Origin of the sequence: Pseudomonas violetae (genome assembly GCF_023072615.1) — a bacterium.
Taxonomy (GTDB): Bacteria; Pseudomonadota; Gammaproteobacteria; order Pseudomonadales; family Pseudomonadaceae; genus Aquipseudomonas; species Aquipseudomonas violetae.
The window spans coordinates 18,407-31,612 of the sequence record NZ_JAKNRW010000033.1; the positions used below are offsets into that span (position 1 = coordinate 18,407).

The window sequence follows — 13,206 nt, forward strand, 5'->3', positions numbered from 1 at the left end:
GTTTGTCAGGCAGTGCTGTCGACGTCTTCCAGATTGAGTATTTCCTGCGGAGTCAGTAGATCAATGAGCTTTCGCTCCGCCAGCCTTTTTTCTGCGGCCAGCGCCGCAAACTTGTCGTTGTATTGTGCACTGGTCAATGCTCCCTTGGTTATATCCAGCTGCTCCATGCGTTCGTAGATTGGCTCGTCAGCCAGATCGAATCTGGAGCGATACTTTTCTTTCAGGTACTCGCCCCAGAAGTCACGGCGAGCGATCGACTCAATCTCTGACTTCGAATCCCGCAGACTGTTTACATGCTGCTCGGCTGCCCGCAGTTTTGATCGTGGCACGTATTGGTGGCCGGTATATTCAGCCAGCGTTGGCTGCCCGGGCAAGTCGAGCCTGTCCCGCAGGTTCACCCGATAAGACAGCCGCACTTCGATTTGATCCATCAGCAACAGCTGGTTGCCCTTTTCACGTACCGATGTGTTGGACCGGAGAACCACCTGAATGCGCTCTTTTATGTCATTCAACGCAAAGGCTTCAACCTCGTCCAGACGGAAGAGACCTTTGGCCAACTCGAGCAATTTAACACCTGCACCCTCGGCCCCGACCTGCGCCAAGGCCTTATGAATCTGTACCTTGATCTCCAGCTCACTGAACACCAATGCGGCGCGGTCACTGCAAGTCTCTGGCTCGCCCGCCGCCTTGAACAACTCGCGACGCAGTACTGCATTTTCTTCAGCCGCATCCAGTACTGCCCAAACCCGCGCCTTGAGATCCGGGTAGGCCTTTTTGTACTCGGCGGTTTCTCTCAGTTTTTCCAGCAATCTGAAAAACTCTTCACTCTTACTGACCGTTCTGCCAGCCTCCGCTCCTGGTGCTTCTCGTTCCAGAGCTTCAGCGTCCAGCAGTGCCCACTGGGCTTTTCTGGAGGCCTGCTCGGTTGCCGGGAGGTCTTTCAACCAATGTTCAACCCGCTGCGCCGAGGGCGCTAAAGTGCCACCTAGCGCGCCACGCTCAGTGGGAACATCCGGGGGAACAGGCATCAATCCGGCTTGATCGTCATCCAGGTAGATACGCGTCAGAATGTCCGCATACTGCTGCATGCCTTGATCTGAAAGGGGGTTGCCGTTGAGCTCGGTGACCTCCAACACCTTGTTGATGTTAGCCGCGTGTTCCGCGGATGGGTTCACGGCCCATTCAGGAAACGAGGCAAGCTGATTATCCCGCAAATCGACCATGGCCAATTCCGGCTGATCACGGAGCCCGACAGGCCATTCGGTCAGGCCGGTGGCCTGCAATCGCAGGTCGACCAATTTCGTCATCTGACTGAAGTCAGGGAGACGCCCGAGCGGATTATGGCTCAGTTGCACATATTCGAGATGATCCCACCTGGCCAAGGCGCCGGCGGTTTGTTCCGTCAGCGTAATGTTGTTGTTGGAAACATCCAGATAAATCAGTGAAGGTTTCTCAGTGACCGATGTCGGGAATTCATTCAACCCGTTGTACTGCATTTCCAACTGCTCAATAGACGGAAATGAATCAAGGAAAGCAGTGGGTGCCTCTGTAAGCCCCAAGTTGCTCAGGTCCAGAAAGCGCACGTGAGAAAAGTAACCGGTTAGCGCAGGAAGCTCCCCGACTGTGCGACCTTGCAGGTTGAGTTCATATCCCATTGCATGACCGCCCTCCTCGTATCGCATTGTCCCGTTGCGCTTCTGCCAGCACCGCTCGAGCAAACTCGCGACGACTTGCTTCTCATACTGCTCGACAGCGACTTCGCGTCCATCCGGCAGAACGCGCGTCGAATGTGTTGACGACCATTCCCGCAACTGGTTGCGCAAGCCTCTAAGTTCCGCCTCAAAATTGAGCAGATAGGTCTCACGCTGGTCGCCCACCTGCTCCAGAAACTTGTCGATTTGTGCATCGGTATAATCGGGAAAAAGCTTCAATACCCTACGTTTGTCCGCTGCCAGCAGCGGGCTCTCGCCGGCCCCACGGCCACTCAACGGATAACCCAGGCGGCCATTGGTCCAGCGCCAGGGTGCCTTGAAACCGGGTTTGATCGGCTGCATCTTTAACACCGAACGCAGCTCCTCCCGAGAGAGCAGATGCTGTTCGATCAACGTTTTCAGTTCTAGCCCCTGTCCCACGTCAGGTAGGCCTAACGCAGTGCGATGGGCGTCGGGCAAGCCATGTTGAAGGGCGCGGAAGAAATCGTCAGCTTCGTGCAATTCAAGATCATTATGGTCACGAGCTTCATACCGGCCATCAGTGTTGCGCACGAGCACCTTGCGTCTTTCAGCCCCTTCGACGCCGGCACTGGCCCGTAGCTTGCCATTGAACGAACCGTCTCGGACTTCAATACGCCATTCACTTGGCCAACCGGGTAGCTTCTTCAGCGTATTAAGCGCGAGCCTCTCTGTATCCGGGTTGATCAGCGCGTCCAGATAGAGCCCTTCGTAGGCACGCGCCAAGCGCGTTTCGCGCTGGGCCAAACGCAAGGCCTCCGCCAGCCCTAGCGGTATGGGCTTGGTTTGCAGCCTGTCGGCGAAGTCCCACTTGGCCATTTGTTGCCGTTCAGCGCTACTGGCATCGGCCAGGAGGTCTTCGATTACGGTCATGGGCACACCGGGGAAACGCGCTGTAATTAAATTAGCCCGAGGGTTGCGAGTATTGACCTTGACCTTGTACAGATCATTGAGCATCTGAGCTTTGCGGCTTTCGGCAACCTTGGCGATGTTTGCACGCAGTTTCGCGACTCGTTCGTTCAGAAAACCCCGCAGGGTTCCAGGCGTTTGCTCCAGTATCGTATTGGTTTCGTTTTCATCCAGGGCTTCAAGGAGCGTTGGCAATAATTCCCCATTGCGCAGCTGCGTATCCTGTATTTGCACGGTACGTATCTCACCCTGCGCGCTCCCGCTGACGTATCGCCAGACCGTCTGGGCCTGAGGGTCGATCACCCGGATCGAGACGGTACCCGGCCACTTGCCATAACGCGTCATGACATACAGTTGATTAATCGAATGATCCTTGGCAGATGCGCTGTCACTCTGCATGTCCGCGATAAATGCCTCGATCTCCTTGTACGCGTCAAATCGACTGATCGTATCGGCCAACATCACTGGCATCGGCTCGCTGTCGACATGCATCCGGCGCAAGACGTCTTCAGGCGTGTCGCTCACACGGCGAATCTGTTCCAGCTCGCTATCGCTGAACTCACTGACCAGATGCCCCAGGCGTTTCATCAACTCAGGCCCCTGCCAGGTCCGAGGCTGCTCCAGCTCATGACGCCAGGCACCGGAGCCGTTGGTGTGCAACTCAGGGGCATACGCATCCGGCCGGGCCGGATGCTGGACCCGGTATTTACCCGTAGCCGCCTCCTGCTGCACTGAGTAGTGATTGCCCTCCAGCGGCAGAATATCCTGGCCATCGTAGCGATGCAGGCCCCGCTGATTGGGCCGAGAGCCTTCCGGCAACTTGATGTCCAACTGATAGGGTTTGAGGTCTGGCTTCCACAAACGCGTCTTGCCACTGGGAAGGGTGACGGCTTTGAGCCCCTCGATAAACGGTGAAACCGCGTAGTGGAAAAGGGGTGCCAACTCCGCCATGGTGGCCAGGTTCTCCACGACATCGGTGATATGCGCCCAACCCGCCTCCTTGTCACCCTGACTTAACTCGCGAACGCCCTCGATCGTCTCGGACAACAGTTGGTTGGCGGTGATCAACATCATCGCGGCACCTGCCGGTGGCACAAAAAACGCAGCAATGCCTACGATAAACATGCCGACATTCAGGTAATTGGCCAGTCGGCGTTCACGGGTGAGGTCATCCTCGGCAGCCGTGGACACGGCCAGCACCTGGGCGTTCTCGAGCGTATGCCGGCGGTTCTGCAGGAACATTTCAAGCCAGATACCGGACATGCCCAGCCACTGGCTATTGATCGAAATCTGCACATGCAAATCAATATTTTCCAGTGGATCGCGCCGCCAGTGCCGGTCGACGATGGGACCGACCAGGCGTGAAGCCGGCTCAAGAAACTTGAGATGATTGCGCACTTGCTGCATCCAGTAAGCATTGGATGGCGAATCCAGAACTTTCTGGGTGAAACGCAGAAAGAAGCGGCCCCGATCCTTCTCCGAAATAAAACGGCTGAAAAACCGCTGATACTCGGTGAGTACATCCCGGCCACTGTCGATCCTGCTGCCCTGCGGTCGGTACATCAGCTGATGGGTGAGTTCCTCTTCAAACTCGGCAAACGACGCATACTTTTTAATCGGGTGCTGGGGATCGTCCGGGATGTAGGCAATAACATAGCCGCCGTCGTATCTATTTTCGTGAGTCGCAAAGAACAGCGCACATTCGGCGATTTCATACCCCATCAAACGCAGCGGGCTATAGCTGATTCGCCGCCGGATATCATCATCCGTGATGATTTCCTTGTCATTGACCAATTCAACTAACAACTTGTAATGTTTGAGCTCGACATCAGCTTTCAGCAAGGCCGCATAGGCGGCGACCTTTATGGCTGCTTTTTTACTATTGATGAACGGTTGACGGATTTCCTGGAGCCTGGCGCCCTCCACGAAAAAAAAGTCTTTTACATGTTTTTCATACTGCCCACCGATATCCAGCTTTCGACAAATCGTCACGAACTGCTGGATTTTCAGGGTGGGCCGAATAACATCGAAGTGCCCCAGGGAGTCGGGCTCGGTAATGAAGCTGGACTCCCTGTCAAAATAGCCCTCCTCGGCCTCGAAGCCTTCGAAGTTATGCAACGCCGCCTGCAACAAGGAGAAGGTTCTACTGCGAACTCCGTCCGTATTGACACCCACCGGAATGCCAAAAAACTTGTACTCCAGCGGGTAATAAAGTCGCAGCCAGGTTTTCTCCACGTCCAGTTCAACACCCGCTTCGGCCAACGCCGCGATTAGCAGGGGTTTGGCGTACGTGGTGATGTCCTGCACATCTTTGAGGACCTTGTCCCACTGGCTCTGGGCATGACAGTCGGCCTCTACCAGGTTCTTTAATTCGGCCTGTTCCTCGGTCGAGCATTTTTCATACCATTGGGGTAAATCCGGCCTGGTGTCTTTTAGCGCCTTGCGCCGAGCGGGTGGAGCACCCACCAGACACGCAGGAATGCTGTTTTTTATAAAGTCGAAGTGAATACCCTTGTCGTTTTTTTCGGGCACATCAGGTGTAACATCTACTTTCATGTGTTCAGACATTTTGCACGATCCATATGCAGTTCATATGAATATCAATCTAATCTTCTGCCGGGCAACAAAACACAGTAAAAATCTGCTCAATTGCGCAATGAATGCTTATTTATTTATTAAATTAACTGCAGTAAATAACAATCATGCACCACCTTTTTTTGCAGCGAGACGAGAACCTTGAACCATTGAGGCGTTGAAGAACGACAACGGCGCCCGAATGCGCCACAATTCAATGAATTTCCTGCCCAACAAGGTTATCGGCCATGCGCCTACCCGAATTCATCAGGCAACACGTAGACCGTATCGTCGATGAATGGGAGCAGTTCGCCAGCACCATCACCCCCGCAGCTGAGCACATGGACGGCGTCGCGTTGCGCGACCACGCCCGTGTCATCCTGCTCGCCGCAGCGCGGGACATGAGCACCGCCCAAAGTGCCAGCGAACAAATGGCCAAGTCCAAAGGTGAGGGGCCCGAGAAAACCCCGAGCCTGTATGAGGCCGGCGCCAGCCACGGTGAGCTGCGGCATACGGTGGGTTTTGACCTGGTGCAGATGACCAGCGAGTTCCGTCACCTGCGCGCCTGCGTGATCCGTCTTTGGGTCGAGAGCCTGGACTCACCAGACCTGGCCTACTTCCAGGACATGATCCGCTTTAACGAAGCCATCGACGAAGCCCTCGCGGAGTCCACGGCCGCCTATGCCGAACAGGTCAATCGCTCCCGGGACATCTTCCTGGCAATACTTGGCCACGATCTGCGGGCGCCCTTGCAAGCGGTGAGCATGTCCACTGAGTTGTTACTGCGCAAAGCCAAGCTTGAGGGCGATGCCCTGGCCTGTGCCAACAACATCAAGCGTGGCGCCCGGCACATGGCCGTGATGGTCAGCGATTTGCTGGAACTGGTGCGCAGCCGCCTGGGCAAGAGCCTGCCGATCGAATCTGCGCCGATGGACCTGGCCGATGCCGCACAAGCTGCCATTGGCGAGGCCTGCGCTGGCAATCCGGAGTGCGACCCGAAACTGGTCATACTGGGCAACACCCGGGGTGAGTGGGATGCTGGACGGGTTGCTCAGTTGTTGCAGAATCTAATCGGCAACGCCTTGCAACACGGTTTGAACAAGCGCGATGTGACCATTACCCTGACCGGCGAACCCGATGTCGTACGCCTGACGGTGCACAACTTCGGCAAACCCATCCCGGATGACGCCATCGGCACCCTCTTCGACCCACTGGTGCGCAGCGCCGACGAAGAGCTGGGCCAACCGTCCACCAGCCTGGGCCTGGGGCTTTTTATTGTCAAGGAAGTGGTGGACGCCCACGCAGGAACGATCGAAGTCAGCTCCAGCGAAATCGACGGCACACTGTTCACTGTAGTGTTGCCCCGGATCATTAGAGGGCTCGCCAAAACGTCGTCCTGACTATCAGTTCTGCTAGTTCCCGATACGGAGAAAAATCTTCACACTGAAAAAATGAACCCTTCGTCACAGACGGCCACCCATGCCCAGCTCAGTAGATAATCATCCTGCTTCAGATCTGGTGCGCACCCTGCTGCTGGCAACAGACAGCAAGAGCTCAATCGTGGCCGAACTTGCAGGCGGCCGAACCAACTCCATCGCTTACTGCGCCTATGGACACCAGACCGCGCTGCAGAAACCAGCCACGCAATTGGGTTTCAACGGTGAACTGCGTGAAAAGCGCATCGAATGGTATTTACTGGGCAAGGGTTATCGCGCTTACAATCCGCTCTTGATGCGCTTTCACAGCCCGGATGGTTGGAGTCCGTTTGAGGCGGGGGGATTGAATGCGTATATGTATTGTAACGGGGAGCCCGTGATGGGATCTGACCCCACGGGGCATTTTAATCCTATGAAATGGCCGCGGAATATTAAAAGAGCCTTTAAGGCGCGCAATTATCGAAGAGTAGAAGCATCTCCTCCTAATCCTTTAAATGCCACGTTCCAACAGGTATCAGATAGGGTAAACGGTACGGTGCCAGCCAATACTAACTCTGCCCCTGTCTCCCCTCGGGTGCGAAAAAATAGAGACAGAGGGCTACCGGACGGTTATGGGGATCACTCCTCGCCTCCACCGCCAAGGCGCGACTTGAAAAAACCTGCTCAGCCCGGTTTTTTTCAAGGCCTCGCGAGCAACGCCTACGGCGTCGATGGACGAAGCTCAACGCCTGCCCCAGCGCAGACCTTTTCATCACCAGGGTCATCCGGAAGCCGTCCGACAATTCAAGCTCAAAGTTCAACGGCTGTAGTTCCTACGACCTACAGAGCGCAGCAGGAAGACGGAACTATTCTCGACCTCCGTGTCCGATGGCATGAAGATGGCACCAAAACTCAAAGTACTCTTGATCTAGTGGACTTGAATGAAACACAGCGCAGGTTACTTGAAGTTCGACGTGGTAAATAGATGGAGTTCACCGGTGCTCTCCTAATTGGTTATGGTGAAGGCGCCCATGGGGCGCCAACGGTAGCGTGCTACCAACTACTCCACTACCAACCGCCCCAACCGCTGCCTCAACATCCGATTCTCCGCCCGCAACTGCTGGACTTCCTCCAGCAACTCCAACGCCAGCGCAACACCCTCCCACTCCAGCTCCAGATCGCGCCGCAGCTTGGCGGCGCGTTTGGCCAGGGCCAGTTCGTAGTCGTTGAATCGCCAATCCTTGGGTGCCGAGCCCTGAGGTTCGAGGATGCCGTGCTCGACGATTTCGATCACGTAGAGGTCCGACAAGTCGGTCGCTTCGCAGAATTCGGCCAGGTCCAGATGAACGATCAGGGGGTTGCTCATGATGGGCTACTCCGTCTGTTGAATCAGAAGTTCTCTCTTGGGTTGAACGCAGCTTTCTCTGCCAGTTCCTGCCACAACGCCTTGACCTCATCGCTGGAGGCTTTGGGCATGACGGCCTTGAGCTGGATGAACAGGTAGCCACGCTCGCCGGCCTTGTTCAACAGGCCATGGCCTTTGGCGCGCATACGCTGACCGTTCTGGCTGCCTGCCGGAACCTTCAGGTTGATCTTGCCGGTCAGGGTCGGCACCGCGACTTCGGTTCCCAACGCCAACTCCCAAGGTGCCAGGGGCAGCGTGATGATCAGGTTTTCGCCCTCGACGTCGTACTTCGGGTGCGGGGCAAAACGGATGATCAGGTACAGGTCACCATTGGCGCCGCCACCCACACCCGGTGCACCCTGGCCCTTTAGCCGGATGCGCTCGCCGTCGGTCACGCCAGCGGGGATCTTCACGTTCAGGCTCTTGCTGGTGTTGCTGACGTGCTGGCCGGCAGCGTTGTACTGCGGCACCTGGAAGCTGACCTTCTTCGATTCGTTCGAGAGGGTTTCTTCCAGAAAAACCGGTAATTCCATTTCCACGTCTTGCCCTCGACGCCCGGCGCTACGACCCGGCTGTGCACCACCAAAACCTGGACCACGATTGCCGAAGATCGAACTGAAGAAGTCCGAAAAATCGCCCGTGTCCTGACCACCACCAAAGCCACCGCCGCCACGACCCTGCCAACCTGGCGGGCCCTGAAACGGCTGGCCATGCTGGCCGTATTTGCGCAAGTCGTCGTATTCGGCGCGTTTGTCGGCGCTTTTCAGCGCTTCATAAGCTTCCGAGGCGTCCTTGAATTTGGCCTCGGCGTCCTTTTCCTTACTGACATCAGGGTGGTATTTGCGCGCCAGCTTGCGATAGGCCGCCTTGATGGCCTTGTCGTCCGCTGTCGGCTCCACACCGAGAATCTTGTAATAGTCTTTGAAGTCCATCTAAGGATCACCATCCGTTATCAAAATCGTTCTGCCACCCACAGCATGCGCCGCCAGGCTCGATGCAGACAAGTTTGGGGCAAAGGATAGTCTTTCAAGGCGCTATTCGCTTCGATTTAGCGGATAGTCGGCCTTCGAATCTGTGCCGCAGTGGCATACACTGCGCGGCCGTTTTTTAACCGGAACTCGAAAGACATGAAAAACGCATCTCCAGCTCGTGCCTGTGGTATCGACTTCGGCACGTCCAACTCCACCGTCGGCTGGATACGGCCTGGCATGGAAACGCTGATCGCGCTGGAGGACGACAAGATCACCCTGCCGTCGGTGGTCTTCTTCAATATGGAAGAACGCCGCCCGGTGTACGGCCGCCTGGCGCTGCACGAGTACCTGGAAGGCTACGAAGGCCGGCTGATGCGCTCGCTCAAGAGCCTGCTGGGCTCCAAGCTGATCAAGCACGACACCAGCGTTCTCGGCACCGCGATGCCGTTCAAGGACCTGCTCGGGCTGTTTATCGGTCAGCTGAAACAGCGTGCCGAAACAGCCGCTGGCAGGGAATTTGAAGAAGTGGTGCTGGGCCGCCCGGTGTTTTTCGTCGATGACGATGAAATGGCCGACCAGGAAGCTGAAAACACCTTGGTGGACGTGGCCCGGGCCATCGGCTTCAAGGATGTGTCGTTCCAGTACGAGCCGATTGCCGCCGCGTTCGACTATGAGTCGACCATCGAGAAAGAAGAGTTGGTGCTGATCGTCGACATCGGCGGTGGTACCTCGGATTTTTCGCTGGTACGCCTCTCGCCCGACCGTCGGCACAACGACAACCGTCACGATGACATTCTCGCGACCGGCGGCGTGCACATTGGCGGGACCGATTTCGACAAGCAGCTCAGCTTGCAGGGCCTAATGCCACTGTTCGGTTATGGCAGCCGGATGAAGAGCGGCGCATACATGCCCACCAGCCACCACATGAACCTGGCTACCTGGCACACCATCAACTCGGTGTACTCGCAAAAATCGACCCTGGCCCTAGGCAGCATGCGCTACGACATCGAGGACACCGGCGGCATTGATCGGCTGTTCAAGCTGATCGACCAACGCGCCGGGCACTGGCTGGCCATGGAAGTGGAAGAAACCAAGATCCAGCTGACCCATGCCGATCACCGCCATGTGCCCCTGGACCGCATTGAGCCGGGTCTCAGCGTGGAACTGACCCGCGCGCTGTTCGAATCAGCCATCGAGGCACTGCTCGAACGCGTGCGCAACAGCGTGACCCAGATGCTCAACGACGCCAACGTGCAGGTTGACCAGGTGGACACGGTGTTCTTCACCGGTGGTTCGAGCGGTATTCCAGCGCTGCGCAATAGCGTATCGGACATGCTGCCCAATGCCCGGCACGTGGAAGGCAACATCTTTGGCAGCATTGGTAGCGGGCTGGCGATTGAGGCTAGCAAGCGTTACGGCACGATGGACTGACCGTAGCCCTGTGGCGAGGGAGCCTGCTCCCGCTGGGCCGCGAAGCGGCCCCGTCTTATCCCTGAAAAAGCAGAGGACTGCTACACAGTCCAGCGGGAGCAAGCTCCCTCGCCACGGAATCGATCAACATTTGATCAAACCATCCCCAGCTGCTTCAATTCACTTTTCAGGTAAGCATAATAAATCGGCCCCGCCACCACCCCCGGCAGGCCGAATGCGGCCTCGAACACCAGCATTGCCAAGAGCAACTCCCACGACTTGGCGCTGATCTGCCCGCCGACGATGCGGGCGTTCAGGAAGTACTCGAGCTTGTGGATAACAATCAGATACCCCAACGCAGCCACTGCCACCCAGATGGACAGCGACAAACCGACGATGGTGATCAGGGTGTTAGACATCAGGTTGCCAATCACCGGCAACAAGCCCAGCAGGAAGGTCAGAACGATCAGGGTCTTGGTCAACGGCAGATGGATGCCGAACATCGGCAGCACCACTGCCAGGAAGATCCCGGTAAAGAAGGTATTGAGCAGCGAAATCTTGATCTGCGCGAAGACGATATTGCGGAATGCCTGCACCAGCAGGTGAAGGCGATCAAATAGCGCGGCTGCCAGCGGCTTGCGTTTGGTCAGGTCCGGAATCCGTTGCAGGGCGATGATTGCCCCCAACACCATACCGATCAGCAACGTCACGAACATGTGCGCCGCATCTTTGCCGACCAGTTGCAAATCGCTCAGGTGCTTGCTCATCCACTCGCCGATGGCTACCCGGAATTCGGCGGCACTGGCAGGCAGATAGGCATCGATGAACGGCGGCAATTGCCCGCGGGCTCGATCGACCACGACCATGAACTTGTCGAGAGAGGCGCCGGGGTTTTCCGCCTCGTGCAACAGGAAGCTGATCGCCCCAGCAAAAATCAATGCCAGCACACTGACCACCAGCGTGCCCAGCAACGCCACCGCCAGCCAGCGCGCGCGCCGACCTTCGATCAAGCGCTGCAACTGTGGGGTCAGCATGTTGACCAGTTCGAACACCAACAACCCGGCTAGCAGGCTTGGCAGCAGCCGCAGGGGAAGCACCAACAACAAACCACCAAAGATGATGATCCAACTGATGACCAGCAAGACTTGGCGTTGAGAAAACGTCGGCATACAGCCTCAAAACGAACGGCGTAAAAGGATTGGCAGTCTGCCAGCGTTCCGGACTCAGCACTAGGTAATGTGTAGGTCGACTTTTGTCGGGGCTGCGTGGGACCTGCGGTCCCAACCGCAGGCTAGTCGAATCGTCGCACCGCCGGATCTTGTGGAAGCAAGGCTTGCCCGCGACAGGGCCATCACCCACAGCGGATTATTTTTTCTTCAGACACTCGCTCATGAACGCTTTGCGCGCATCACCTTTGAGCGCCTGGGTGGCCGCAGTGGCGTTGCAGGTTTTCATTTTTGCCTGCTGTGGGGTCAACGCCTTGCCGTCATCGTTGGCTGCCGGCGCCGCCTTCAGGCAGGTGCTCATGAAAGCCTTGCGCTCATCCCCTTTCAAGCTCTTGGCCGTAGCGTCGGCGTTACAGGTGGTCATTTTGTTTTGTTGGGCCGTGGCCGCGAAACCCTGGGAGCAGAGCAGCAAGCCAATCATCAACAAGGGGGCACGCAACATCTTCATAGAGTTTTCTCCTGGTCGCCGCACGGAGGAACGCGGCCTTGTGCTGAAGTGTAGACAACACCTGTTACACCTTCCTGCTTTCACGATGTAGCGTCGGTTTACCGCCATACGCTCGCTGACGTGGATCTGCGCTGCGCAGGCGGGGATAATCGCCCCTCATTAATGTTTTGGTTGTTCCTGATGCAATACGCTTACCCCCTGCTCGCAATCTTTATCTGGGCGGGCAACACCGTGATCAACAAGCTCGCCGTAGGGGCGATATTTCCGGCCGAGATCGGCTTTTACCGCTGGCTGTTGGCCGGTGTTCTGTTCACTCCATTCATGCTTAAACCGGTCATCGCTCACTGGCCGTTGATTCGTCCAAATCTGGGGCGAATTTTTGTGCTCGGCGTGCTGGGCATGGCGGTTTATCAGAGCCTGGCGTACTTTGCCGCCACCCTGACGTCGGCGACCAACATGGGCATCATCCTGTCGTTGATGCCGTTGATGTCGCTGGCCATGGCGATCGTCAGCCTCGGCCAGCGCCTGACGGCGGGAGCACTGGCCGGTGCCGTGCTGTCGTTTGCCGGCGTGCTGGTGGTGGTGTCTTCCGGCAGTCTCGGGGTATTGCTGGAGCACGGGGTGAACCTGGGTGATGCGATGATGCTGGTTGCCACCCTGGCTTACGCCATCTACAGCACGCTGCTGAAGAAGTGGCAACTGCGCTTGCCACCGCTGGTGTTGCTGTATTTGCAGGTGCTGGTCGCGATAGTGGTGCTGTTTCCGCTGTTCGTTGCCTCGCCGAAAATCGGCCCGACCCTGCAAAATATCCCGCTGGTGCTGTACGCCTGCCTTCTGGCTTCAATGCTGGCGCCACTGGCGTGGATGCAAGCCGTGGTACGCCTGGGACCGAGCCGGACCACGTTGTTTTTCAACTTGCTGCCGCTGATCACCGCGCTAATTGCCGCCGTGGTGTTGCATGAGCAATTGGCGCTTTATCACCTGGTGGGCGGGGTGTTGACCCTGGGTGGGGTAATACTGTCTGAGCGCTGGACATTGGTGCTTGGCTGCAGCAAAGGTATTGCCTGATCCAACGCCATCGCGGGCAAGCCTTGCCACACAATGACAGCACTCCCACA

9 protein-coding genes are annotated in these 13,206 nt (G+C 56.9%); 4 read left to right on the plus strand and 5 right to left on the minus strand.

Annotation, left to right across the window (positions count from 1 at the left end; all coding sequences use genetic code 11):
- Positions 1–5: 5 nt before the first annotated feature.
- Entirely contained in the window at positions 6–5,207 is a 5,202-nt protein-coding gene (locus L9059_RS25020; RefSeq protein ID WP_247293510.1) for an NEL-type E3 ubiquitin ligase domain-containing protein, read from the minus strand.
- Positions 5,208–5,461: 254 nt separating this feature from the next.
- Here L9059_RS25020 and L9059_RS25025 point away from each other — a divergent pair, with 254 nt between their 5' ends.
- Entirely contained in the window at positions 5,462–6,613 is a 1,152-nt protein-coding gene (locus L9059_RS25025) for a sensor histidine kinase (RefSeq protein ID WP_247293511.1), read from the plus strand.
- Between the two features lie 79 nt (positions 6,614–6,692).
- Complete coding sequence (locus tag L9059_RS25030; protein ID WP_247293512.1) at positions 6,693–7,613, plus strand: RHS repeat-associated core domain-containing protein; 921 nt, start codon at positions 6,693–6,695, stop codon at positions 7,611–7,613.
- A gap of 75 nt (positions 7,614–7,688) precedes the next feature.
- On the opposite strand, the gene L9059_RS25035 is transcribed toward L9059_RS25030, so the two are convergent.
- Together L9059_RS25035 and L9059_RS25040 are read right to left on the minus strand one after the other, a co-directional pair.
- Positions 7,689–7,994, minus strand: a complete 306-nt coding sequence (locus tag L9059_RS25035) for a chaperone modulator CbpM (protein WP_247293513.1) — start codon at positions 7,992–7,994, stop codon at positions 7,689–7,691.
- A gap of 23 nt (positions 7,995–8,017) precedes the next feature.
- Positions 8,018–8,965 carry a DnaJ C-terminal domain-containing protein gene (locus L9059_RS25040; RefSeq protein WP_247293514.1) on the minus strand — a complete coding sequence of 316 codons (948 nt, stop codon included), beginning with the start codon at positions 8,963–8,965 and terminating at the stop codon, positions 8,018–8,020.
- A 195-nt stretch (positions 8,966–9,160) separates the two neighbouring features.
- Between L9059_RS25040 and L9059_RS25045 the strand changes: the two genes are divergently transcribed.
- Complete coding sequence (locus L9059_RS25045) at positions 9,161–10,435, plus strand: Hsp70 family protein (RefSeq protein WP_247293515.1); 1,275 nt, start codon at positions 9,161–9,163, stop codon at positions 10,433–10,435.
- 134 nt (positions 10,436–10,569) lie between these two features.
- On the opposite strand, the gene L9059_RS25050 is transcribed toward L9059_RS25045, so the two are convergent.
- A complete protein-coding gene (locus tag L9059_RS25050; RefSeq protein WP_247293516.1) occupies positions 10,570–11,583 on the minus strand; it encodes an AI-2E family transporter in 1,014 nt (337 codons plus the stop codon).
- Positions 11,584–11,779: 196 nt separating this feature from the next.
- Positions 11,780–12,088, minus strand: coding sequence for a PsiF family protein (locus L9059_RS25055; RefSeq protein ID WP_247293517.1), 309 nt, complete (start codon positions 12,086–12,088; stop codon positions 11,780–11,782).
- A 180-nt stretch (positions 12,089–12,268) separates the two neighbouring features.
- Between L9059_RS25055 and L9059_RS25060 the strand changes: the two genes are divergently transcribed.
- On the plus strand, positions 12,269–13,156 hold the full coding sequence (locus L9059_RS25060; protein WP_247293518.1) for a DMT family transporter: 888 nt from the start codon (positions 12,269–12,271) through the stop codon (positions 13,154–13,156).
- Positions 13,157–13,206: the final 50 nt, after the last annotated feature.

What these genes read in the sequence shown, in the direction of transcription:
- L9059_RS25020 (WP_247293510.1), bottom strand. Translation starts at nt 5,207, where the DNA reads ATGTCTGAACACATGAAAGTAGATGTTACACCTGATGTGCCCGAAAAA.
- L9059_RS25025 (WP_247293511.1), top strand. Translation starts at nt 5,462, where the DNA reads ATGCGCCTACCCGAATTCATCAGGCAACACGTAGACCGTATCGTCGAT.
- L9059_RS25030 (WP_247293512.1), top strand. Translation starts at nt 6,693, where the DNA reads ATGCCCAGCTCAGTAGATAATCATCCTGCTTCAGATCTGGTGCGCACC.
- L9059_RS25035 (WP_247293513.1), bottom strand. Translation starts at nt 7,994, where the DNA reads ATGAGCAACCCCCTGATCGTTCATCTGGACCTGGCCGAATTCTGCGAA.
- L9059_RS25040 (WP_247293514.1), bottom strand. Translation starts at nt 8,965, where the DNA reads ATGGACTTCAAAGACTATTACAAGATTCTCGGTGTGGAGCCGACAGCG.
- L9059_RS25045 (WP_247293515.1), top strand. Translation starts at nt 9,161, where the DNA reads ATGAAAAACGCATCTCCAGCTCGTGCCTGTGGTATCGACTTCGGCACG.
- L9059_RS25050 (WP_247293516.1), bottom strand. Translation starts at nt 11,583, where the DNA reads ATGCCGACGTTTTCTCAACGCCAAGTCTTGCTGGTCATCAGTTGGATC.
- L9059_RS25055 (WP_247293517.1), bottom strand. Translation starts at nt 12,088, where the DNA reads ATGAAGATGTTGCGTGCCCCCTTGTTGATGATTGGCTTGCTGCTCTGC.
- L9059_RS25060 (WP_247293518.1), top strand. Translation starts at nt 12,269, where the DNA reads ATGCAATACGCTTACCCCCTGCTCGCAATCTTTATCTGGGCGGGCAAC.